Source organism: Kitasatospora sp. NPDC050463, assembly GCF_040655255.1.
Lineage (GTDB): Bacteria > Actinomycetota > Actinomycetes > Streptomycetales > Streptomycetaceae > Kitasatospora.
Genome location: NZ_JBFAJO010000013.1, coordinates 24,785 through 42,642, shown reverse-complemented (window position 1 = coordinate 42,642; position 17,858 = coordinate 24,785). Strand labels below are relative to the sequence as shown.

The window sequence follows — 17,858 nt, the reverse complement described above, 5'->3', positions numbered from 1 at the left end:
CGCCGGCGGGCCGGCGGGGCCCCTCGGCGGGCCCGGCGGCGCGGGTGCGCCGGTGTGGCCGACAGCGCACTCGGCACTGTCGGTGCGGGCGGGTATGGTGATCGCTGTCATCGAGAGTGGCCCTCACCACGGCTTCTGTAACGCCGGGAGGGTCCGGGGCGATGGACGGGTCGAGGTCCGTGCCGGAGGCGGGCCCTTGACGAACCAGGCGCGGCGCGCGATTCTCGTGGCGCGAGTCCGCCCCGGTTGGTTCGCTGGTGGATGCATAACCAGCGGCTCCGGAGGGAAGTGACTCCACGTGAGTCGTAGTGGCCCGGCGGTGTCCGGGTCCGTGCAGTACCCGGTGGGCGTTCGCGTCCGCCGGCTACCGGGAGGAGTCTCCGATTCGGTTTCCGAATCAGAGCTGGACAGCAGTGTGCCGTTTGGCTACACTGTCCCTTTGCGCTGCCTGTTAGCTGCTCCGTGACTCGTCGCCCGGAGTTTGCGTTGCCCTGAAGGGGTCTGGCACCGCCTCCGCAAAACGGCTCTGACCTCGGGTTTCACCCCAGGCGGAGGCCAGTGGCGAGGGAGGTGGGACCAAGCCTTTCCAGGCCCGGCCGGTACGCGCGCAGTGAGCTCCGAGCCCTCGGAAGGACCCCCCTCTTGGCCGCGCCGCGCAACGCCTCGAACAATTCCGCCGCATCCACCGCCCCGCTCCGCGTCTCGTTCGCGAAGATCAAGGAGCCCCTCGAGGTCCCGAACCTCCTGGCCCTGCAGACCGAGAGCTTTGACTGGCTGCTCGGCAACGCGGCCTGGAAGTCCCGGGTCGAGGCGGCCCTGGAGAGTGGTCAGGACGTCCCCACCAAGTCCGGTCTGGAGGAGATCTTCGAAGAGATCTCCCCGATCGAGGACTTCAGTGGGTCGATGTCGCTGACCTTCCGCGACCACCGTTTCGAGCCGCCGAAGAACTCCATTGACGAGTGCAAGGACCGCGACTTCACGTTCGCGGCCCCGCTCTTCGTCACGGCCGAGTTCACCAACAACGAGACCGGTGAGATCAAGTCTCAGACGGTCTTCATGGGCGATTTCCCGCTCATGACCCACAAGGGCACGTTCGTGATCAACGGCACCGAGCGTGTCGTCGTCTCGCAGCTCGTCCGCTCCCCGGGTGTGTACTTCGACTCCACCCTGGACAAGGTGTCCGACAAGGACATCTACTCCTGCAAGGTCATCCCCTCGCGTGGTGCCTGGCTGGAGATGGAGATCGACAAGCGCGACATGGTCGGCGTCCGCATCGACCGCAAGCGCAAGCAGTCCGTCACCGTGCTGCTCAAGGCGCTCGGCTGGACCAACGAGATGATTCTCGAGGAGTTCGGCGAGTACGAGTCGATGCGCGCCACCCTGGAGAAGGACCACACCCAGGGCCAGGACGACGCGCTGCTCGACATCTACCGCAAGCTGCGCCCGGGCGAGCCGCCCACGCGCGAGGCCGCGCAGACGCTTCTGGAGAACCTCTACTTCAACCCGAAGCGCTACGACCTCGCCAAGGTCGGCCGTTACAAGGTCAACCGCAAGCTGGGCAACGCCGAGTCGCTGGACTCCGGCGTGCTCACCGAGCCCGACATCATCGGTGCGATCAAGTACCTGGTGAAGCTGCATGCGGGCGAGACCGAGTGGCGTGACACCGAGGGCCGCGACATCGTGGTCGAGGTCGACGACATCGACCACTTCGGCAACCGTCGTCTGCGCAACGTCGGCGAGCTCATCCAGAACCAGGTCCGTACGGGTCTCGCCCGTATGGAGCGCGTCGTGCGCGAGCGCATGACCACCCAGGACGTCGAGGCGATCACGCCGCAGACCCTGATCAACATCCGGCCGGTCGTCGCCTCCATCAAGGAGTTCTTCGGCACCAGCCAGCTGTCGCAGTTCATGGACCAGACGAACCCGCTGTCGGGCCTGACCCACAAGCGCCGTCTGTCCGCCCTCGGTCCCGGTGGTCTCTCCCGTGAGCGCGCCGGCTTCGAGGTCCGTGACGTGCACCCCTCGCACTACGGGCGCATGTGTCCGATCGAGACCCCCGAAGGCCCGAACATCGGTCTGATCGGGTCGCTGGCCTCGTACGGCCGGGTCAACGCGTTCGGCTTCATCGAGACCCCGTACCGCAAGGTCATCGAGGGTGTCGTCACCGAGCAGGTCGACTACCTCACGGCCGACGAGGAGGACCGCTACGTCATCGCGCAGGCCAACGCCCCGCTGACGCCGGAGCTGACCTTCGCCGAGCCGCGTGTCCTGGTCCGCCGCCGTGGCGGCGAGATCGACTACATCCCGGGCACCGAGATCGACTACATGGACGTCTCGCCGCGCCAGATGGTGTCGGTCGCGACCGCCATGATCCCGTTCCTCGAGCACGACGACGCCAACCGCGCGCTCATGGGCTCGAACATGATGCGCCAGGCGGTGCCGCTGCTGAAGAGCGAGGCCCCGCTGGTCGGTACCGGCATGGAGTACCGCTGCGCCGTCGACGCCGCGGACGTCATCACCGCCGAGAAGGCCGGTGTCGTCCAGGAGGTCTCGGCCGACTACGTCACCGTGGCCAACGACGACGGCACGTACACCACGTACCGCGCCGCCAAGTTCACCCGCTCCAACCAGGGCACCGCCTTCAACCAGAAGGTGCTCGTGGACGAGGGCGCCCGGGTCGAGGTCAACCAGGTGCTGGCCGACGGCCCGTGCACCGACGAGGGCGAGATGGCCCTCGGCAAGAACCTGCTCGTGGCGTTCATGTCGTGGGAGGGTCACAACTACGAGGACGCGATCATCCTGTCGCAGCGCCTCGTGCAGGACGACGTCCTCTCCTCGATCCACATCGAGGAGCACGAGGTCGACGCCCGTGACACCAAGCTCGGCCCCGAGGAGATCACCCGGGACATCCCGAACGTCTCCGAGGAGGTCCTCGCGGACCTCGACGAGCGCGGCATCATCCGCATCGGCGCCGACGTCGTCACCGGCGACATCCTGGTCGGCAAGGTCACGCCCAAGGGTGAGACCGAGCTGACCCCGGAGGAGCGCCTGCTCCGCGCGATCTTCGGTGAGAAGGCCCGTGAGGTCCGCGACACCTCGCTGAAGGTGCCGCACGGTGAGTCCGGCAAGGTCATCGGCGTCCGCGTCTTCGACCGCGAAGAGGGCGACGAGCTGCCCCCGGGCGTCAACCAGCTGGTCCGCGTCTACGTGGCCCAGAAGCGCAAGATCACCAACGGTGACAAGCTCGCCGGCCGTCACGGCAACAAGGGCGTCATCTCGAAGATCCTGCCGGTCGAGGACATGCCGTTCCTGGAGGACGGCACCCCGGTCGACATCATCCTCAACCCGCTGGGTGTCCCGTCCCGAATGAACCCGGGACAGGTCCTGGAGATCCACCTCGGGTGGCTCGCCAAGCAGGGCTGGGACGTCTCCGGGCTGGCCGACGAGTGGGCCCAGCGCCTGCAGGCGATCGGCGCCGACACCGTCCAGGGCGGCACCAACCTCGCCACCCCGGTCTTCGACGGCGCCCGCGAGGACGAGATCACCGGCCTGCTGGACAACACCACCCTCACCCGTGACGGTGAGCGCCTGGTGAACTCCACCGGCAAGGCCCGGCTGTTCGACGGCCGCTCCGGCGAGCCGTTCCCGATGCCGGTCTCGGTCGGCTACATGTACATCCTCAAGCTGCACCACCTGGTCGACGACAAGCTGCACGCCCGTTCGACCGGCCCGTACTCGATGATCACCCAGCAGCCGCTCGGTGGTAAGGCGCAGTTCGGTGGTCAGCGCTTCGGTGAGATGGAGGTGTGGGCCCTCGAGGCGTACGGCGCTGCCTACGCACTGCAGGAACTGCTCACCATCAAGTCCGACGACGTTCTCGGCCGCGTGAAGGTCTACGAGGCCATCGTCAAGGGCGAGAACATCCCCGAGCCCGGCATTCCCGAGTCCTTCAAGGTGCTCATCAAGGAAATGCAGTCGCTCTGCCTCAACGTGGAGGTGCTGTCCTCGGACGGCCAGTCCATCGAGATGCGGGACTCCGACGAGGACGTGTTCCGCGCCGCCGAGGAGCTCGGCATCGACCTGTCCCGGCGCGAGCCGAGCAGCGTCGAAGAGGTCTGACGGAGGCAGGGCCGGCTCTTCACCACTGGGAGCCGGCCCGCCCCCAGGCCCCCCTCAGACCACATGAACGACTCTCGACTTACGAAAGAGGGCTTGACGACCAGTGCTTGACGTCAACTTCTTCGACGAGCTCCGCATCGGCCTGGCCACCGCCGACGACATCCGCCAGTGGTCGCACGGCGAGGTCAAGAAGCCGGAGACCATCAACTACCGCACCCTGAAGCCGGAAAAGGACGGGCTCTTCTGCGAGAAGATCTTCGGTCCGACCCGGGACTGGGAGTGCTACTGCGGCAAGTACAAGCGCGTCCGCTTCAAGGGCATCATCTGTGAGCGCTGCGGCGTCGAGGTGACCCGCGCCAAGGTGCGCCGTGAGCGGATGGGCCACATCGAGCTGGCCGCTCCGGTCACCCACATCTGGTACTTCAAGGGTGTCCCGTCCCGCCTGGGCTACCTGCTCGACCTGGCGCCGAAGGACCTCGAGAAGGTCATCTACTTCGCCGCCTACATGATCACCTGGGTCGACGACGAGCGCCGCCAGCGCGACCTCCCGTCCCTGGAGGCGCACGTCTCGGTCGAGCGCCAGCAGATCGAGAACCGCCGCGACTCCGACCTCGAGGCCCGGGCCAAGAAGGCCGAGACCGACCTGGCCGAGCTGGAGGCCGAGGGCGCCAAGGCCGACGTGCGCCGCAAGGTGCGCGAGGGTGCCGAGCGCGAGATGAAGCAGCTGCGCGACCGCGCGCAGCGCGAGCTCGACCGCCTCGACGAGGTGTGGGCCCGCTTCAAGAACCTCAAGGTCCAGGACCTCGAGGGCGACGAGCTGCTCTACCGCGAGCTGCGCGACCGCTTCGGCACCTACTTCTCCGGCTCGATGGGCGCGGCGGCCCTCAAGGACCGCCTCGAGACCTTCGACCTGGCGGAGGAGTCCGAGCGCCTGCGCGAGATCATCCGCACCGGCAAGGGCCAGAAGAAGACCCGTGCGCTGAAGCGCCTCAAGGTCGTCTCCGCGTTCCTGCAGACCACCAACAAGCCCAACGGCATGGTGCTGGACTGCGTCCCGGTCATCCCGCCGGACCTGCGTCCGATGGTGCAGCTGGACGGTGGGCGCTTCGCGACCTCCGACCTGAACGACCTGTACCGCCGCGTGATCAACCGCAACAACCGCCTGAAGCGCCTCCTCGATCTCGGTGCCCCCGAGATCATCGTGAACAACGAGAAGCGCATGCTCCAGGAGGCCGTCGACGCGCTGTTCGACAACGGCCGTCGTGGTCGCCCGGTCACGGGCCCCGGCAACCGCCCGCTGAAGTCCCTCAGCGACATGCTGAAGGGCAAGCAGGGTCGTTTCCGTCAGAACCTGCTCGGCAAGCGAGTCGACTACTCGGCCCGTTCGGTCATCGTCGTCGGCCCGCAGCTCAAGCTGCACCAGTGCGGTCTGCCGAAGGCCATGGCGCTGGAGCTCTTCAAGCCGTTCGTGATGAAGCGCCTGGTGGACCTCAACCACGCGCAGAACATCAAGTCGGCCAAGCGCATGGTCGAGCGTGCCCGCCCGGTCGTGTGGGACGTGCTCGAAGAGGTCATCGCCGAGCACCCGGTGCTGCTGAACCGTGCGCCCACCCTGCACCGCCTCGGCATCCAGGCCTTCGAGCCGCAGCTGGTCGAGGGCAAGGCCATCCAGATCCACCCGCTCGTCTGCACCGCGTTCAACGCGGACTTCGACGGTGACCAGATGGCCGTCCACCTGCCGCTCTCCGCGGAGGCGCAGGCCGAGGCCCGCATCCTGATGCTGTCCTCGAACAACATCCTGAAGCCGGCCGACGGTCGCCCCGTCACCATGCCGACCCAGGACATGGTGCTCGGTCTGTTCTTCCTCACCTCGGACCGCGAGAACGTCAAGGGCGCCGGCCGTTCCTTCTCCTCGACCGCCGAGGCCGTCATGGCCTTCGACGCCAAGGAGCTGGACGTCCAGGCCGTCATCGACATCCGCCTGCCGATCGGCACCGTCCCGCCCCGTGGCTGGACCCCGCCGGTCGACGAGGACGGTCAGTCGAACTGGTTCGAGGGCGAGTCCTTCCGCCTGCAGACCACCCTGGGCCGTGCGCTCTTCAACGAGCTGCTGCCCGAGGACTACCCGTTCGTCGACTACGAGGTGGGCAAGAAGCAGCTCTCCGCGATCGTCAACGACCTGGCGGAGCGCTACCCCAAGGTCGTCGTCGCGGCGACCCTGGACAACCTGAAGGCGTCCGGCTTCCACTGGGCGACCCGCTCGGGTGTCACCGTCTCGATCTCCGACGTCGTCGTCCCGCCGAGCAAGCCCCAGATCCTCGAGGGCTACGAGGCGAAGGCGGAGAAGGTCCAGCGTCAGTACGAGCGCGGCCTGATCACCAACGACGAGCGCAAGCAGGAGCTCATCGGCATCTGGACCCAGGCGACCAACGAGGTCGCCGAGGCCATGAACGCGAACTTCCCGAAGACGAACCCCATCTTCATGATGGTCGACTCGGGTGCTCGTGGAAACATGATGCAGATGCGTCAGATCGCCGGTATGCGTGGTCTGGTGTCGAACGCCAAGAACGAGACGATTCCCCGTCCCATCAAGGCGTCGTTCCGTGAGGGCCTCACCGTTCTCGAGTACTTCATCTCGACCCACGGTGCCCGTAAGGGTCTGGCCGACACCGCCCTGCGTACTGCCGACTCCGGGTACCTCACCCGTCGTCTGGTCGACGTCTCGCAGGACGTCATCATCCGCGAGGAGGACTGCGGCACCGAGCGCGGCCTCAAGCTGGCGATCGGCACGGTCGAGAACGGCGTCCTGCGCAAGACGGACGACGTCGAGACCAGCGTCTACGCCCGCATGCTCGCCGAGGACATCACGGTGGACGGCAAGCTCCTTGCCACCGCCAACACCGACCTCGGTGACGTGCTGATCGACGAGCTGATCCGCCACGGCATCAGCGAGGTCAAGACCCGCTCGATCCTGACCTGTGAGTCGGCCGTCGGCACCTGTGCCTTCTGCTACGGCCGCTCGCTGGCCACCGGCAAGCTGGTCGACATCGGTGAGGCGGTCGGCATCATCGCCGCCCAGTCCATCGGTGAGCCCGGTACCCAGCTGACCATGCGTACCTTCCACACCGGTGGTGTGGCCGGTGACGACATCACGCAGGGTCTGCCCCGTGTCGTCGAGCTCTTCGAGGCCCGTACCCCCAAGGGTGTGGCCCCGATCTCGGAGGCGCAGGGCCGGGTCCGCATCGAGGACACCGAGAAGACCCGCAAGCTGGTCGTCACGCCGGACGACGGCACCGACGAGATCGCCTACCCGGTCTCGAAGCGTGTGAAGCTGCTCGTCAGCGAGGGCGAGGCGGTCGAGGTCGGCCAGAAGCTGACCATGGGTGCCACCAACCCGCACGACGTGCTGCGGATCATGGGCCAGCGTGCCGTCCAGATCCACCTGGTCGCCGAGGTCCAGAAGGTCTACAACTCGCAGGGCGTGTCGATCCACGACAAGCACATCGAGATCATCATCCGGCAGATGCTCCGCCGCGTGACGATCATCGAGTCGGGCGACGCCGAGCTGCTTCCGGGCGAGCTCGTCGAGCGTGGCCGCTTCGAGACCGAGAACCGTCGTGTGGTCTCCGAGGGCGGTCACCCCGCCTCCGGCCGTCCGCAGCTGATGGGTATCACCAAGGCCTCGCTGGCCACCGAGTCCTGGCTGTCGGCCGCCTCCTTCCAGGAGACGACCCGGGTCCTCACCGACGCGGCGATCCACGCCAAGTCGGACCCGCTGCTGGGCCTCAAGGAGAACGTCATCCTCGGTAAGCTCATCCCGGCCGGTACGGGTCTGCCCCGCTACCGCAACATCCGGGTCGAGCCGACCGAGGAGGCCAAGGCCGCGATGTACTCGGCCGTCGGCTACGACGACTACGACCTGTCGCCCTTCGGCGCCGGCTCCGGCCAGGCGGTCCCGCTGGACGACTACGACTACGGCCCGTACACCGGCTGAGTCCACGGTCACCGAACCGCCGGGCGGTCACCCCATTCACGGGGTGGCCGCCCGGCGGCGTTCCGGGGGCCGTGGGGCGTCCCGGCGGCCTTCCCAGGGCCTTCGGGGGCGCCAGGCGGCCACGGCTCGCGCTCTCCCCGCAGAGCCCGCCCGCGGGGCCCCCAGGCTGGGAGCCGAACGGATTAGGTTCCCTGGCGGAAGTCGCGTAGAGTCGTGTTTACCGACGCGGGGTGGAGCAGCTCGGTAGCTCGCTGGGCTCATAACCCAGAGGTCGCAGGTTCAAATCCTGTCCCCGCTACAAATCGAAGGGCCCGGAGGCAATCAGCCTCCGGGCCCTTCGGCGTTTCCCTCGGCTCCTCGGCTCCTCGGCTCCCTCGTGCGGGGGAGCCGGGGAAACCGCCCGACCGGGCGAGGTGGTGGGCGGGGGAGCCGGGGGAGGCTTCTCGGCGTCGGAGGAACGGACGTGGAGGGGAGCCGGCATGAAGCGGGTACTGGGGGCGATGGCGATCACCGGGGCGGTGCTGTTCGGGATGTCCGGCTGTCTGCTGGACGACGAGGAGCGGCGGGACGTCGACTACGGCGTCGGCGAGCCGGTGCGGGTGCTGGTGATCGAGGGAGCGATCGGCGGGATCACCGTCCGCGGCGGCGGGGACGCGGTGAAGGTCACCGAGCACCAGCGCTACCAGGGTGCGGCGCCGCGGAGCAGCCACGAGGTCGAGGACGGCACCCTGACGCTGCGCTACGACTGCGACGACTGCGGCGTCGGGTACGAGGTGGAGGTGCCGGCCGGCACGCGGGTGCGGGTCAGCTCGGAGACCGGCGGGGTGCGGCTGTCCGGGCTGGCCGGTGAGGTGGAGGTGAAGGTCGGCACCGGCGGGGTGGAGGCTAGCGGGCTGACCTCGCCGGTGGTGCGGCTGAGCACCGGCACGGGTGGCATCGAGGCCTCGTTCGCGGGGAGCCCGAACACGGTGGAGGCCCGGGCGGAGACCGGCGGGGTCCGGGTCCGGGTGCCGGCGGGGGAGGCGTACGCGGTGGACGCGAGCGCCGGCACGGGCGGCGTCTCGGTGGAGGTGCCCCGCGGGCCCGGTGCGGTGCGCAGCATCACGGCGCGGACGGAGACGGGTGGAGTGACGGTCGGCAGTGTCTGACGGGCCGGTGCCCACGGTGCTGCCGGTAGGGCATGATCTTCTCCGCGGGGGAGGCGTCCCCGGGTACGGGGGGCAGGTGGACGGGGACCGGTTCGCACCGGGGCGGGCCTGGCGGACGTGGTTCGCCGGGGTGAGCCCCTATGTGCTGGACGGCCTGCTGGCGGTCGGCTCGGCCGGGATCTCGCTCTGGTCGGTGTACCACGACGACGTCGCCCGGCCCTGGTGGGTGTATCTGCTGGCGCTGGGCACCGCGCTGCCGCTGCCCTGGCGGCGGCGGGCCCCGGTCACCGTGATGGCCGTCAGCGGCGGGGTCTCGGCGGTGCTCTCGGTGGTCGCGCACCCGGTGATGCCGCAGCTGCCGCTGTACGCGGTGATCAGCGTCTACACGGTGGCCGAGCGCGCGCGGGACTGGCAGCGCTGGGCGGTCCTGGCCGTGGTGGTGGCGGCCAACGTGGTGGGGACCCGCTCGCCCAACGGCATGCTGTTCTCCCTGCTGACCTCGGTCGGCGCGTTCGTCTTCGGCTCACTGGTGCGGGAACTGCGCCGGCTGGCCCAGGTGGAGGCGGAGCGCGCCCGGGAGGCCGGGCGGCGGGCGGCCAGCGACGCGGCGCGCGCGGTCGCCGAGGAGCGGGGCCGGATCGCCCGGGAGATGCACGACATCCTCGCGCACGCCGTGTCGCTGATGGTGATCCAGGCGGAGGCCGGCCCGCTGGTGGTGCACAAGGACCCGGAGCGGGCGATCAGGACCTTCGACACCATCGCCGACTCCGGCCGGGACGCCATGGTGCAGCTGCGCCGGGTGCTCGGGGTGCTGAAGGAGGACGGCGCGGCACCGGAGCTGGCGCCGCAACCGCGACTGGCCGAGCTCGCGGGCCTCGTCGAGCGGGTGCGCGGGGCCGGGCTGCGGGTGCGACTGGACCTGGACGGTTCGCTCGGCCCGCTGCCCGCCGACGTCGAGGCGGCCGCCTACCGGATCGTGCAGGAGGCGCTGACCAACACGGTCAAGCACTCGGGGGCGGACCGGGCGGCCGTGCGGGTGGTCCGCGCGGGCGAGGTGCTGGAGGTCCTGGTGTCCGACAACGGGCGCGGAGTGCGCCACCAGGTGGACCGCACGGTGAGCGACTGGTCCGGCGGGCGCGGGCTGGTCGGGATCCGGGAGCGGGCCGCGGCCTGCGGCGGACGGGCCGAGGCCGGGCCCGGGCCGGAGGGGAACGGCTTCGTGGTGAGCGCCCGGCTGCCGGCGGGCGAGGGCGTGTCGAGGGAGAAGGTGGGCCGGTGAAGCCGATCCGGGTGGTCGTCGCGGACGACCAGGAGCTGGTGCGGGCCGGGTTCGGGATGATCCTGGACGCGCAGCCGGACATCGAGGTGGTCGCGGAGGCCCGCGACGGCGCCGAGGCCGTCGAGGCGGTGCGCGAGCACGGTCCGGACGTGCTGCTGCTGGACGTCCGGATGCCGGTGATGGACGGCCTGGAGGCGGCCCGCCGGGTCTGCGCGGAGTACCCGGACACCAAGGTGATCATGCTGACCACCTTCGACATCGACGACTACGTCTTCGACGCGCTCTACGCGGGGGCGAGCGGGTTCCTGCTCAAGGACGTCCGCCGGGACGACCTGGCGCACGGGGTGCGGATGGTCGCCTCGGGCGAGGCGCTGCTGGCGCCCTCGGTGACCCGCCGGCTGATCGGTGAGTTCGCCGCCCGCCGCCCGGGCGGGGCCAAGCCGCCGGCGCAGGGCGTACGGGCACCGTCCCGGCTGCTGGAACAGCTGACCCTGCGGGAGCAGGAGACGCTGCGGCTGCTGGCCCGCGGGCTCTCCAACGCGGAGATCGCCGCCGAGCTGGTGGTCAGCGAGCACACCGTGAAGACGCACGTCAGCAATGTGCTGAGCAAGCTGGGGCTGCGGGACCGGGTGCACGCGGTGGTGTTCGCCTACGAGGCCGGGGCGGTCGTCGCGGGCGAGGGCTGACCGCGTCCCGGCGGGAGCGGGCGGGACGTCTCCCCCACGCGGGGGAGACGGTGGTATCGCCGGTGCGGGTGATCCGCGACGACGCGCTCGGCGGACAGCATCCGTGGTGTCGTCAACGAACTCGCGGAGCGGAGCACACCCATGACCTTCACCAGGCTCGACCGCCTCACCCCGATCGCCGCCGTCGGCGCCCCGGTCCTGATGGCGCTGTACGGCGGTGTCCGGCTGCTGGCGGGCTCACGGGAGCCCGGCCCCGGCTGGACGGTCGGCCACACCCTGATGCTGGCGGGACTGCTGCTGTTCGGCCCGGTGCTCGCCGCGCTGCGCGGGTTGCTCGCGCCGCGCCGTCCCGGCGGCCGGATCGCCGCGAACGCGGCCGCGGGGGCGGCCTTCGCGGGCCTGGCCGCCTCGGTGGTGCAGATCGGGATCGACCTGTACGTGGGGGCGGTCGCGCAGGACAAGGCCGATCAGCACCGGCTGTTCGACAGCATCCAGAGCCGGCCGGGCGTGCTGCCGGCCTTCTACTCGGTGGGGCCGCTGCTGTTCTACGTCGGCCTGCTGGCGCTGCTGGTCGCCGCCTCCGCCGGTGCGAACCGGGCGCTGCGCTGGTGGAGCCCGGTACTGATGCTGGCCGGTACGGCCATGACGGCCGTCGACCTGGCCCTGATCCCGGCGGCCGCCGCGCTCTACCTGGCGGCGCTGGCACCGCTGGCCGGACTCGGCGGGCCGCGCCGGCCGGTCGCGGTCTGAGCGGGAGCCCGGCCGCCGGGGCCCGGGGCGGGGCGCTCGGCCCGCCGGGGCCGCCGCGCCGGAATCTCGGTGGCGGCGCGCGGCGGCGGGCCCGTACCGTCCCGGGCATGACCGCCAAGCGCCCGCTGATCGCCGTTCTGACCGGTGCCGGGATCTCCACCGACTCCGGCATCCCCGACTACCGCGGCCCGAGCGGCCTCTGGCAGCGCGATCCGCAGGCCCAGGAGCTCGTCACCATCGGCCCCTACCTGGCCGATCCGGACGTCCGCCGCCGGGCCTGGCTGCTGCGCCGGGACGCGGGCGCGCTGACCGCCGAGCCGAACGCCGGACACCTCGCGCTGGTCGAGCTGGAGCGCAGCGGGCTGCCGGTGCGGGTGCTCACCCAGAACGTGGACGGCCTGCACCAGCGGGCCGGACTGCCCGCCCGCAAGGTGCTCGAACTGCACGGCACCGCGCGGGAGGTGGAGTGCGTGAGCTGCCACGACGTCGGCCCGATGGCCGGGGTGCTGGAGCGCGTCGCCGCCGGCGAGCCGGACCCGGCCTGCCGAGGCTGCGGCGGCGTGCTCAAGCCCCGCACGGTGATGTTCGGCGAGGCACTCGACCCGGCGGTGCTCCAGCAGGCCGACGCGGTGGCCCGGGCCTGCGACCTGTTCGTCGCCGTCGGGACCAGCCTCCAGGTGTACCCGGTGGCCGCCCTCCCGCAGATCGCACGGGAGTCCGGTGCCCGGCTGGTCGTCGTCAACGGCGAGCCCACACCGTTCGACGAGGTGGCGGACGAGGTGATCCGCGAGCCGATCTCCACCGCGCTCCCGGCCCTGGTCCGCAAGCTGGTGGCAGAGCACGCCTAGGCAGGACGGGCCCGGGGGCCGTACGCTCCTGGACCGGGCGGACCGCGTGCGTACGCTGATCACCCGGCTCCCCCCTCACGGCCAGGAGTGATCGATCGATGACGACGACGAAGTTCGACCCCTGGTCGGCGGCGTTCGTGGCACACCCCTACGACGCGTACACCGAGCTGCGCGAGCACGCCCCGGTGACGTACTACGAGCCGACCGGCCAGTGGCTGGTGTCGCGCCACGAGGACGTCAGCGCGCTGCTGCGGGACCGGCGGCTGGGGCGGACGTACACCCACCGCTTCACCCACGAGGAGTTCGGCCGGCCCGCGCCCGACCCGGCGCACGAGCCGTTCCACACGCTCAACGACCACGGGCTGCTCGACCTGGAGGCGCCCGACCACACCCGGATCCGGCGGCTGGTCTCCAAGGCCTTCACCCCGCGGATGGTCGAGGGGCTGCGTCCGACCGTCCGGCGGCTCGCCGCAGACCTCGTGGACGGGCTGCTCGCGGCGGGCGGCGGCGACCTGATCGCCGCCGTCGCCGAGCCGCTCCCGGTCGCGGTCATCGCTGAGATGCTGGGCGTACCGGAGAGCGACCGGCACCTCCTGCGGCCGTGGTCCGCCGACATCACCGGCATGTTCGAGCTCAACCCGACCGAGGAGGCCGCCCGCCGGGCCGTCACCGCGAGCACCGAGTTCTCGGAGTACCTGCGCGCCCTGATCCGCGCGCGCCGGGACCGGCCCGGCTCCGACCTGATCAGCGCGCTGATCCAGGCCCAGGAGGGCGCCGACGCGCTCAGCGAGCAGGAGATGATCTCCACCTGCGTGCTGCTGCTGAACGCCGGCCACGAGGCGACCGTCAACACCACCGGCAACGGCTGGTGGGCGCTGTTCCGCAACCCCGGCGAACTCGCCCGGCTGCGCGGCTCGGTGGACGAACTGCTGCCCACCGCCGTCGAGGAGCTGATGCGCTGGGACACCCCGCTGCAGATGTTCGAGCGCTGGGTGCTGGAGGACATCGAGATCCGCGGCGTCACCGTTCCGCGCGGCTCCGAGGTCGCACTGCTCTTCGGCTCCGCCAACCGGGATCCGGTCCGCTTCGCCGACCCCGACCGGCTCGACCTCGGCCGGGCCGACAACCCGCACATCACCTTCGGCGCCGGAATCCACTTCTGTCTCGGCGCTCCGCTCGCCAGACTGGAGCTCACCGAGTCCTACGGCGCTCTGCTGCGCCGGGCGCCCGGCCTGCGGCTGGTCCGCGAGCCCGAGTGGCGCCCGGGCTACGTGATCCGGGGGCTGGAGGAACTGCTGGTCGAGATCTAGGGGGAGTCGTGGGCAAGGCGACGGGCACGCTGCTGGGCCTGGCGATCGGGGACGCGCTGGGGCGGCTGACCGAGTTCCACACGATCGAGATGATCGCCGCCTACCAGGGGCCGAACTGGCGGCAGCTCCCGCTCGCCCGGAAGGCGCTGGTCACCGACGACACCCAGATGGCGCTCGCCCTCGGCCGCGCCCTGCGCACCGCCCTGGAGCGCGGGCCGCTCGGGCCGCTGCGCCTGGAGCGCCCGCTGCGCGAGGAGTTCGTCGACTGGTGGCGGTCACCGGAGAACAACCGCGCGCCCGGGATGACCTGCCTGCGCTCCTGCTACCGGCTCAGTGACGGCCGACGCTGGCAGGAGGCGAGCGACGTCGGCTCCAAGGGCTGCGGTGCCAACATGCGGGTCGCCCCGATCGGCCTGGTCAAGGAGCTGAGCCCGCGCCAGCTCTCCGGGGCCGCCCAGCTGCAGTCCGCCCTCACCCACGGCCACCCCACCGCGCTCGCGGCCAGCGACCTCACCGCGTACGCGGTCCGCAGGCTCACCGAGGGCCTGCCGCCGGCCGGGCTGCCCGCCGAACTGCGGGCGTACGCGCTGGCCAGCCGCACCCGGTACGACGAGTTCTGGCTCGGCGACCTCGCGCGGCATGCCCAGGACCCCTCGCCGGAGCACTTCATCTCCCGCGGCTGGGACGACTGCCTCGGTGTCCTCGACCGGCTGGACGCGGCGCTCGCCGCACCCGACGTCGAGGCGGACCCGTGCCTGGCCACCGGCGAGGGCTGGATCGCCGAGGAGGCGCTCGCCACCGGCCTGCTCTGCTTCCTGCTGCTGCCGGACGACCCGGTCGCGGCCGTGCGCCGGGCCGCGTACTCCTCCGGCGACTCCGACTCCATCGCCTGCCTGACCGGCGCCTTCGCCGGCGCGCACCTGGGCGCGTCGGCCTGGCCGGCGGACTGGGTCGAGCGGATCGAGTACCGGGACGAGCTGCTCGCGCTCGGCGCCCTCTGGGACTGACGGCGCGGCGCGGGAGCCGGGAACCGCCCGGGCGCCGGCCGCGTCGAACCGCCATGACGAGCCGCACTCGCAGCACCCGCAGCCGCACCAGCCGCCGGTCGGCGGCCCCGTTCCTCGCCCCGTTCCTCGCCCCGTTCCTCGCCGCCGTGCTCGCCGCACCGCTGTTCACCGGCTGCGGCAGCACGGGCGCCGCCGACCCGGTCGTCGTCCGGGCCTCCGCGCCCACCTCCGCGCCCCCCGCCGACCCGGCCCAGGTCTCGGCGACCGCCGCCGCCACCAGCGCCTTCGGCCTGGACCTGCTGCACACCCTCACCGCCGCGCCCGACGGGGCCGGCCGCAACCTCGTGCTCTCGCCGTCCGGTCTGGCCACCGTGCTCGCCATGGTGCTGCCCGGGGCCCGCGGCACGACCACCGACGAACTCGCCAAGGCCCTGCACACCGGGCTCACCCCGCAGCAGTACGCCCTCGCCACCGGTGCCCTCAACCGCCCCGCCCCGCCCACCGCCGGTCTGACCCTGCGCCAGGCGGACGACCTCTGGGCCCAGCAGGGCTTCCCGCTCGACCAGGGCTATCTGGCCACCCTGGCCGCGGCCTTCGGCACCGGCGTGCACACCGCCGACTTCCGCAAGGACCCGCAGGGCGCCCGCAAGGCCGTCAACGCGGCGGTCGAGAAGGCGACCGAGGGCCGGATCAAGGACCTCTTCGGTGAGAAGGCGATCAACCCGGACACCCGCCTGGCGCTCACCGACGCGCTCTACCTGAAGGCGAAGTGGGCCGTCCCGTTCAAGCCCGCGCAGACCTCCGACCGGCCGTTCCACCGCCTGGACGGCTCGACCCCCGCCGTCGCCACGATGGCGCAGCGCGGCACCTTCCGCTACGCCGAGGGCTCCGGCGGTATCGTCGGCGAGCCCTGGCAGGCCGTCGAACTCCGCTACGCGGACGGCGGGATGGCGATGGACCTGCTGGTGCCCGCGCAGGGCGGGTTCGAGGCCTTCCGGAAGGGCCTGGACCAGGCCCAGCTCACGATGATCCTGGACTCGCTCGCCGAGCGGCCGGTCGACCTCACCCTGCCGCGCTTCCACTTCGACACGGCCAACGAGCTGACGCCGGCCCTGCGCGCGCTCGGCGTCAACGCCGCCTTCGACGCCGCCGACCTCAGCGGCATCCCCGGACCGGGGGCGGGCGAACAGCTGAAGATCGGCACGGTGGTGCAGAAGGCCACCGTCCAGGTGGACGAGGAGGGTACGGTGGCCGCCGCCGGCAGCGGTGTCGGCATCGAGGCGGCGGGCGCGGCGGCCCCGCAGAAGGCCGTCGAGCTGCACATCGACCGGCCGTTCCTGTTCCTGATCAGGGACACCGCCAGCGGCCGGCCGCTCTTCCTCGGGCAGGTCGCCGACCCGCAGGCCGGCTGACCGGCTGACCGTCGCGCAGGGTCCGCATCCGGGCCTGTGTCCCAGCGGCCCAGCGGCCCGGTGACGCGAGGCCCGGTGACGCGGTGCGAGGGCCCGGCGCGCGGCGCCCGGTCACCAGGCCGGGTAGCGCCCGCCGAGGGCCGGGTGGGTCGGCTCACGGCTGCCGAACAGCACCAGCAGGTCGTCCGCCACCCGCAGCAGCGTCTCCCCGCCCTCGACGGCCTCGGTCCAGGCCGCCGGCAGGGCCGCCGCACCGTACGCCGCGCCGACCAGGTTGCCGCAGACCGCGCCGGTGGAGTCGCTGTCCCCGGAGTGGTTCACCGACAGCAGCAGCGCCGTCCGGGCCGGATCCGGCCCGGACGCGGCGGCCAGCAGGCAGTACACCGCGATCGCCAGGCACTCCTCGGCGATCCAGCCGAGTCCGACCCGCTCCACCGCCTCCGCCGAGGGCTCCGCCTCCTCGGCCACCCGCACCGCCCGGTGCAGCGCCAGGACGGTCTCCTTGGAGGCCGGGAGGTCCCGGGTCTGCTCGACGACCTGCCCGACCGCCGTCCACGGCTCGACCCCGTCCACCAGCCGCTCGACCAGGGCCGCGAACGCGCCCGCCGCCAGATAGCCGGTCGGGTGCCCGTGGGTGAGCTGCGCGCACTGCGCGGCCAGCCCGAAGGACTGCTCGACGCCCAGCCGGGCCAGCCCGAACGGCGCCGAGCGCATCACCGTGCCGCACCCCTTGGAGTGCGCGTTGATCGGCCCCGGCTGCCCGAACGGCGCCGGTGCCTGGAACTCCGGGTGGTACGACACCCCGCTCAGGCAGGCGTTGCCGGGCGCCCGCCGCGCGTACAGGAACGGCTGCCGCAGCAGCCAGCCGTCGTACGGGCGGGGGAGCGGCCGCTGGTCCGGCGCGCCCTGCTGCTGCGTCAGCAGCCAGCGCCGGTAGGCGCCGTGGACGGCCTCCGGCACCGAGCCGCCGCCGCCCGACCAGCCCCGGACGAAGCCGCGGATCAGCCCCTCGGCGGTGAACAGCGTCATCTGCGTGTCGTCGGTGACCTCGGCGATCCGGCCGCCGCTCGGCAGCCCGGTCACCCCGGCCCGGCCGTACTGCTCCCGGATCTGGTGCAGCTGCTGGAACTCCACCGGCCAGCCCAGGGCATCGCCGACGCCCCCGCCGAGCAGCGCCCCGCGCACCCGGTCCGCGTACCCCGACTCCGTCACCGCCACCGTCGCTCCCCCTTGCTTCTGGGGCCCGCCCGGCCGATCGGGCCGAGGTCGGCCGGACCGGCCGGACCGGCCCTGACGATGTCCGTT

General features: G+C 71.6%; 11 protein-coding genes and 1 tRNA gene. 11 read left to right on the top strand and 1 reads right to left on the bottom strand.

Annotation, left to right across the window (positions count from 1 at the left end; translation table 11 throughout):
* Positions 1-642: 642 nt before the first annotated feature.
* The 11 genes from rpoB (at position 643) to AB0J08_RS10785 (ending at position 16,553) form a co-directional block, all read left to right on the top strand.
* Entirely contained in the window at positions 643-4,119 is a 3,477-nt protein-coding gene (gene rpoB / locus AB0J08_RS10835) for a DNA-directed RNA polymerase subunit beta (protein WP_360630332.1), read from the top strand.
* A 103-nt stretch (positions 4,120-4,222) separates the two neighbouring features.
* Positions 4,223-8,113, top strand: a complete 3,891-nt coding sequence (locus tag AB0J08_RS10830) for a DNA-directed RNA polymerase subunit beta' (protein ID WP_360630329.1) — start codon at positions 4,223-4,225, stop codon at positions 8,111-8,113.
* Positions 8,114-8,337: 224 nt separating this feature from the next.
* A tRNA-Met gene (locus tag AB0J08_RS10825) sits at positions 8,338-8,411 on the top strand.
* A gap of 181 nt (positions 8,412-8,592) precedes the next feature.
* Complete coding sequence (locus AB0J08_RS10820; RefSeq protein ID WP_360630326.1) at positions 8,593-9,261, top strand: hypothetical protein; 669 nt, start codon at positions 8,593-8,595, stop codon at positions 9,259-9,261.
* A gap of 76 nt (positions 9,262-9,337) precedes the next feature.
* On the top strand, positions 9,338-10,540 hold the full coding sequence (locus AB0J08_RS10815) for a sensor histidine kinase (protein ID WP_360630323.1): 1,203 nt from the start codon (positions 9,338-9,340) through the stop codon (positions 10,538-10,540).
* A complete protein-coding gene (locus AB0J08_RS10810; protein ID WP_360630320.1) occupies positions 10,537-11,226 on the top strand; it encodes a response regulator transcription factor in 690 nt (229 codons plus the stop codon). The genes AB0J08_RS10815 and AB0J08_RS10810 overlap by 4 nt, the downstream gene beginning before the upstream one ends.
* 141 nt (positions 11,227-11,367) lie before the next feature.
* Positions 11,368-11,976, top strand: coding sequence for a hypothetical protein (locus AB0J08_RS10805; protein WP_360630317.1), 609 nt, complete (start codon positions 11,368-11,370; stop codon positions 11,974-11,976).
* A 107-nt stretch (positions 11,977-12,083) separates the two neighbouring features.
* The gene (locus tag AB0J08_RS10800) at positions 12,084-12,824 is read left to right on the top strand and encodes a Sir2 family NAD-dependent protein deacetylase (RefSeq protein ID WP_360630314.1); all 741 of its coding nucleotides are present in this window, start codon (positions 12,084-12,086) and stop codon (positions 12,822-12,824) included.
* A gap of 98 nt (positions 12,825-12,922) precedes the next feature.
* Positions 12,923-14,134: a cytochrome P450 gene (locus AB0J08_RS10795; protein WP_360630311.1), complete on the top strand. Its 1,212-nt coding sequence runs from the start codon at positions 12,923-12,925 to the stop codon at positions 14,132-14,134.
* A gap of 8 nt (positions 14,135-14,142) precedes the next feature.
* Positions 14,143-15,141 carry an ADP-ribosylglycohydrolase family protein gene (locus AB0J08_RS10790; RefSeq protein WP_360630308.1) on the top strand — a complete coding sequence of 333 codons (999 nt, stop codon included), beginning with the start codon at positions 14,143-14,145 and terminating at the stop codon, positions 15,139-15,141.
* Between the two features lie 53 nt (positions 15,142-15,194).
* Positions 15,195-16,553 (top strand): serpin family protein, encoded by a 1,359-nt coding sequence (locus AB0J08_RS10785; protein WP_360630305.1) that lies wholly within the window; start codon positions 15,195-15,197, stop codon positions 16,551-16,553.
* A 111-nt stretch (positions 16,554-16,664) separates the two neighbouring features.
* Here AB0J08_RS10785 and AB0J08_RS10780 read toward each other — a convergent pair whose 3' ends face one another.
* Complete coding sequence (locus AB0J08_RS10780; protein WP_360630302.1) at positions 16,665-17,765, bottom strand: ADP-ribosylglycohydrolase family protein; 1,101 nt, start codon at positions 17,763-17,765, stop codon at positions 16,665-16,667.
* Positions 17,766-17,858 lie beyond the last annotated feature (93 nt).